This is a genomic window from Mesotoga sp. Brook.08.YT.4.2.5.2., from assembly GCF_003351125.1.
In the GTDB taxonomy this organism is placed as follows: Bacteria; Thermotogota; Thermotogae; order Petrotogales; family Kosmotogaceae; genus Mesotoga.
In genome coordinates this window covers 1-5,258 of the sequence record NZ_JPGZ01000065.1, presented here as the reverse complement: position 1 = coordinate 5,258, position 5,258 = coordinate 1, and the positions used below count along the sequence as shown (strand labels likewise).

Genomic DNA, 5,258 nt, shown 5'->3' with positions numbered 1-5,258 from the left:
TTGTTCGCGGCATCGATCTTCCCAAAAATAAAGTGCCATTTTTCGCATGTCAGTATTGTCACGTTAATTGAATGTAAATAACGGTGTCCCTATTTGTCGAGAAAATGAAGTCCCTATTTTCCACCGTCCGTCTTGGGCGTATCATAGAGGTGACAGGAATGGGGTTAGAGGTTGGAAAGGCAAGAACAAATTGCTTTTCTTACCTCTGGCCTCTTACGTCTCGTCTTTTTTGGGATCTCTTCGCTCTTCCGACCTCTTGCCTCTGACCTCAGGCTCTTCCCACGCCACGCCAAGGACGGGTCCACGTTCCTGGACGAAGGTCGAAGTACGAGAGACGTTTCTTCCCGCTCTTTTAGCTCTTGCCATACCCCTGACCCGGTTCTTACAAATGATGGCTCTTCTGCAATTTGCAGAGCCTAGAAGTCCAAGATGCTATAATATCCGAGAGGTGTTGACGATGGATTACAAGGACTTTATCCATTCAGATTCAAGAATAATGCTAGGCAAGCCAGTGATCAGGGGAACAAGGATAACTGTCGAGCACATACTTTCAGAGCTGACAGCTGGAATGGAAATCTCTGAGATCGTTGAAGCGCATCCTTCACTTGACAAAGAGAAGGTCAGGGCAGCAATCGCTTATGCTCTTGATGTATTGCGCAACGAGGAAGTGTACTCTCTTGCCGAAAAGAAGTGAAACAGTAATTCGATTTGTCTAACGGCTCTGTAGAACACCCTAACTTCCCGTTAAGAACAACTATCTGCCAAATGCGAAACGCTCCAAGATTCCCTTCCGATCAATCACTTGATGTTATACGGAAAAACCAGCCATCTTCCCGTTCTTAATTTGCTCGCTATAAGATTACCTGTATTGATTCTCTTCTTCACTGCGGTTTCAGAGATTCCCAGTTCTTCTGCTACCTGCCTGACGTTAAGGAGTTTAGAACTGTCGTTTGCGATAATGATGCATCTATCCATTGCATCTAGGAGCGCTGAATAGATGAGATCTTCCAGGGATGAGAAGTCGCCGGTCTCGATTAGTGCTACCCTTTCATCAAAGGACTCGTGCGAATTCGAATTGATCATCTTCTCTATCCCGGAATCTGCCATCTCCAGAGCTTCATAGTATTCCATTCTATCTTGTTCCTTCAAACCTTTAATTGAGATATTGCAGTAACCGTTCACGATCAGTATGAAATTCACTAGAAGTCTGCCAACCCTCCCGTTCCCGTCATAAAAAGGATGAATAGACTCGAACAAAGTCTGAATTCTGGCTATGGCACCATAGATCGGGAATTTCTCCAGAGCATAATCGATGTACCGGACAAACATATCCATCCAATCTCTCGGGTCAAAGGGAGGAGTAATTCTTGCATTCATAATTTCAACACCGCCAGTACGGAATTCTCCTGTTGGATAAGGCGACTTTACATTTCTAAACATCTGACTATGGAGTGTTCTGATTACGTGAATGTAATGAGGCTTCACGTAATCATTTCTGTATTGTAGAGCTAGATCGTAGACAAACTGAGCTGCCCTGAAGTAGTTTATGATTTCGCTCTGCACGCTGCTTGAAGAAGCATTTCTCTCTATAACCGCATCAAGGTCTTCTTCAGAACTAAACATGCCTTCTATCGCGACACAATGCCTCGTCTCTTCTCCGAGCATATTAAGTTACTCTTTGTTAGAAATGTCGATCTTTTTCAAGTCCAGAAGATTCTTTCTTTCCTCAAGGAATTTGATTCTCATACAGCCTCCATAGGTTGCGAACGAATCATCCACAAACGCTATAACACCTCATTATACAACAACTACCCCAGGTTGCGTTTTGCGACAAAAACCTCAGTCGCAACCATATTAAACAAGCTGTATTGTTCACGTAACTAGGTGCGAATATAAGAGTGTACAGAATCTTTTAAGAGAGCAACCAAACATTTCGACAGGGATTGCAGAAAAATGAAGTTTTCTAGTATGCTGATCCACACTACTAAAGGGCGAAATTGGGACTGACAAGTTCTTTCATGTCTGTGCCATTTTTCCTCAACTCCGACCTCAGTATCCCATTGAGCCTGCCCTGAAGGTCTGTTTGGGGTCTCCTGTTCAAGACCCCTGCGCTGTTATCCCAAAGTGCTTTTGTACGGGATCTCCATTATGTGGAGTCGCCAGTCTGCTTACGAAAGCCAGTCAACGACCCTCACGAGGCGGATCAGAGGTAAGGGGAATGAAGCTAGAGGTAAGAAAGGCAAGATCTAATTGGTCTTCTTACCTCTGGCCTCTTACGTCTCGTCTTTTTTGGCCTCGGAACTTATCTGACTGTACTGCTCATCGAGTAATCGATTCAGAAAATCCGTTACCGCTGAAGTAAGACCATCTTCTGGCAGTCCCAGATCTGTGTTTACACCGGCGTGATTTTTGTCTATAGCGTGGTATAACCAGACGGGTATTCCGGAGAGCTGTAGTTCCAGAGCAAAGTCTCTGGAGATCTCTTCAGACTTGATACGTCTGCCGGCATATACTATCAGGAACGGAGGTATCGATTTTCCTGAAGAGACATGGTTTATCGGGGACGCGTCATACCACACCTCTTCTTCGCGACCAAAAGCATTGATATACATCAAATCAACTGCGATTCCCTCGTTATAATCTTCAAGACTAGCTCGTATGTCATAACCCGCTCCATCAAGGAGAATAACCCCACTGATTGCTTCAAGACCGACCCCGCATTCCTCAAGGTATCTCTCATCAGTCGAAACGAGTGCGGCAAGGTGCGCTCCGGCAGAATGACCCATAATGAATATTCTATCTGCGTCTCCTCCATAAGAAGGAATATTCTCTTTCACCCACGCAACAGCGGCGGCCACATCTTGAACGTGTACCGGGTGTTTCACTTCTGGTGATAGCCTGTAATTTACGCTCACGAATATCCAGTTATTCGAGATGAAATAGGGAACCTTGTGTAGGGTGACATCCCTGTTTGCCTTATCCCCTCTTCTCCAGCCACCTCCGTGAATCATTATCATTACCGGGAAAGAAGAGGTTTCAATCCCGGATCCTTTCGGTACATAGATGTCCAGGCTGTTCAGCAGACTGTTGTCCTGAGATCTGTATGGAATATCCGAATGCAAAGTGTAATTCTCCGCTGCAAAGCAAAAGCTGCTAACAGCGGCAATTACGATAATCAAGAATGATTTCATGCGGTCACCTCCAGTAAGAATATACTCCTGAAAGCGTGGAAAATTCGTGGAATCTTCCTCGGTCACTGGAAAGAGATCTAATGAACAGAAAGGCAAATGGTATCACAAAGAGCAAGTAAACCATAAGCATTGTCACCCTATCGAAGTTGTCGATATAGACGATAGTGCTCACTACAATAAAGGCCGATAACCTATCTGAACCATTTCTGCCTCTTTGAAAGTTCAGTCACAATTAGAATTGCAATACCCGGTATTACCTCAATCATCGTTATAATACTAAATCCGTGCGACAACACTGAGAACACTATGAATATCAAACCGACACTTCTTCCTTAGATCGAAATCGCCTGTTTTCTGCAAAGTGAAAAACCAGGGAGAAGAAAGCTTTGGCCGTGAAAGGAATCAGAATAAAGGATATATACCCATCGATGCCAATTTCGTAACCCTTTCCTATATAGAACATTGCAAGAACAAACACTATCGCCAGGGCTATATTAGAAGAGAGATTGTCTATAGCTTTTTCTCTTTCATCAAGATTCCTGACCACACCAAAAGCTCTAAGGAGTCGGAAAAGGAACAGACCAAAAGGAACAGACCTGAGAAAAGAAAGACGAACCAGAGGCTTATCGTCTGAATTAAAGTTGTGGCAATTCCTATCAAAATAACATCGAAAATCAAAATAAGGCTCTTTTTGAAGACATCAATCACCTTCTTCTAGAAAGAACAGATCTTCCGTTTTACACTGCAACTCTCTAGCAATTTTCAGGGCAAGCCTAACAGAAGGATTGAACCGTCCCTTTTCTATAGCTATAATCGTCTGCCGCTCACTCCAACAGATTCGGCAAGAGCTTCTTGCGTTATCTCATTTCTCTTGAATCTGAACTCGCGCAGTCGGTTTTTCAAATCGATCACCCGGTAGTGTTGTACATAAGTATTTACATATTGTCAAGTATTATTTACTGTGATACCCGCGATTGAGAAAGAGAACACGATTGAAAGCCGCTGACAATTTGAGTTGAAATGAGCAAAGAAAAGAGCTCGCAAATGTTATCCCAAAGTGCTTCTGCACGGGATCTTGCCCTGAAGATCCGCTGTACGCTGTTCAAAACAACGTTGTCCGTCAAGGGTCCACCGTCCACCGAGAGAGTATATACCGTCAAAGAGAAAAACATTGTTCTTCGTTCCAGAGCAAGGATCTGTTCCTCGTTCTTGGTCAAGGTGAGATCAAAGAGGTGCTTGTGACGGCGTATGCTTCAATTCCAACCTGACTGGTTTCTTCTCTCTCTCTTCTCACGTGAGCGTAGCGAACCTCTCCACAAAGCCCTTTCTCGATTGTCCTTGTTTGCCCGGCGCAGCCGGAACTGGCCTCGCCGAAGGCGAGACTGGCCTTTGCGAAGCAAAGACTGGCCACCGAAGGTGACTGGCTCCTGAAAATCCGCTGTACGCTGCTCAAAACAACGTTGTCCGTCAACGGTCCGCCGTCCACCGAGAGAGTAGACAGCCATCAAAGAGAAAAACATTGTTCTTCGTTCCAGAGCAAGGATCTGTTCCTCGTTCTTGGTAAAGATCACATTGTGAGAAGATGCAGATCCTTTCTGAAGCCCACCAGAATGACCGAAAGCAAGAAAAGACCGTCATCCCGTAGAGCCTACCCTCGAATCTCCTCATTCTGTCATCCCGTAGTGGTTCTGTACGGGATCTGGTCTTGAAAGCGCACTAAAGATCGAGATTCTGACCAGGTACACGCCAGAATGACGGGATGCTATGTTTTCCACTAACCTGAAGTTTTCATCCCGAGTCAACCGTGTTGATCCCTTGTGTCTCATCCCGGAGAACGGTTCAACTGTGAACCAGCTTCTGTTGCTCTTTCCAACCTCCAACCTGCAATCCCCGACCCCGGGCTTTTTTTCCCTTACAACTTCCATCTTGGAACTTGGAACTGATTACCAGAACCTGGACGCGAAGCGTCGGAACGAAGAACCGCTCTTTTGCTCTTGAACTTAATCCCCGCTTGAGCGGGGGGGACCGCTTGCGGTGGGGTGTGTGCACGTCCAGCTAAGGCAAGAA

6 protein-coding genes are annotated in these 5,258 nt (G+C 45.2%); 1 reads left to right on the top strand and 5 read right to left on the bottom strand.

Annotated features, from left to right (window positions below):
- Positions 1-457 precede the first annotated feature (457 nt).
- On the top strand, positions 458-694 hold the full coding sequence (locus Q502_RS14175; RefSeq protein WP_099830863.1) for a DUF433 domain-containing protein: 237 nt from the start codon (positions 458-460) through the stop codon (positions 692-694).
- Positions 695-798: 104 nt separating this feature from the next.
- On the opposite strand, the gene Q502_RS14170 is transcribed toward Q502_RS14175, so the two are convergent.
- From Q502_RS14170 to Q502_RS14150, 5 genes are all read right to left on the bottom strand, one after another.
- A complete protein-coding gene (locus Q502_RS14170) occupies positions 799-1,623 on the bottom strand; it encodes a Fic family protein (RefSeq protein ID WP_180978000.1) in 825 nt (274 codons plus the stop codon).
- 650 nt (positions 1,624-2,273) lie between these two features.
- The gene (locus Q502_RS14165) at positions 2,274-3,191 is read right to left on the bottom strand and encodes an alpha/beta hydrolase (protein ID WP_099830865.1); all 918 of its coding nucleotides are present in this window, start codon (positions 3,189-3,191) and stop codon (positions 2,274-2,276) included.
- 313 nt (positions 3,192-3,504) lie between these two features.
- Positions 3,505-3,738 (bottom strand): hypothetical protein, encoded by a 234-nt coding sequence (locus Q502_RS14950; protein WP_243392436.1) that lies wholly within the window; start codon positions 3,736-3,738, stop codon positions 3,505-3,507.
- Positions 3,739-3,891: 153 nt separating this feature from the next.
- Positions 3,892-3,996, bottom strand: coding sequence for a helix-turn-helix transcriptional regulator (locus Q502_RS14945; RefSeq protein WP_258553719.1), 105 nt, complete (start codon positions 3,994-3,996; stop codon positions 3,892-3,894).
- Between the two features lie 408 nt (positions 3,997-4,404).
- Positions 4,405-4,662, bottom strand: coding sequence for a hypothetical protein (locus tag Q502_RS14150; protein ID WP_099830866.1), 258 nt, complete (start codon positions 4,660-4,662; stop codon positions 4,405-4,407).
- Positions 4,663-5,258 lie beyond the last annotated feature (596 nt).

Coding starts and splice junctions, on each gene's coding strand:
- Q502_RS14165 (WP_099830865.1), bottom strand. CDS start 3,191: ATGAAATCATTCTTGATTATCGTAATTGCCGCTGTTAGCAGCTTTTGC.
- Q502_RS14170 (WP_180978000.1), bottom strand. CDS start 1,623: ATGTTTAGTTCTGAAGAAGACCTTGATGCGGTTATAGAGAGAAATGCT.
- Q502_RS14175 (WP_099830863.1), top strand. CDS start 458: ATGGATTACAAGGACTTTATCCATTCAGATTCAAGAATAATGCTAGGC.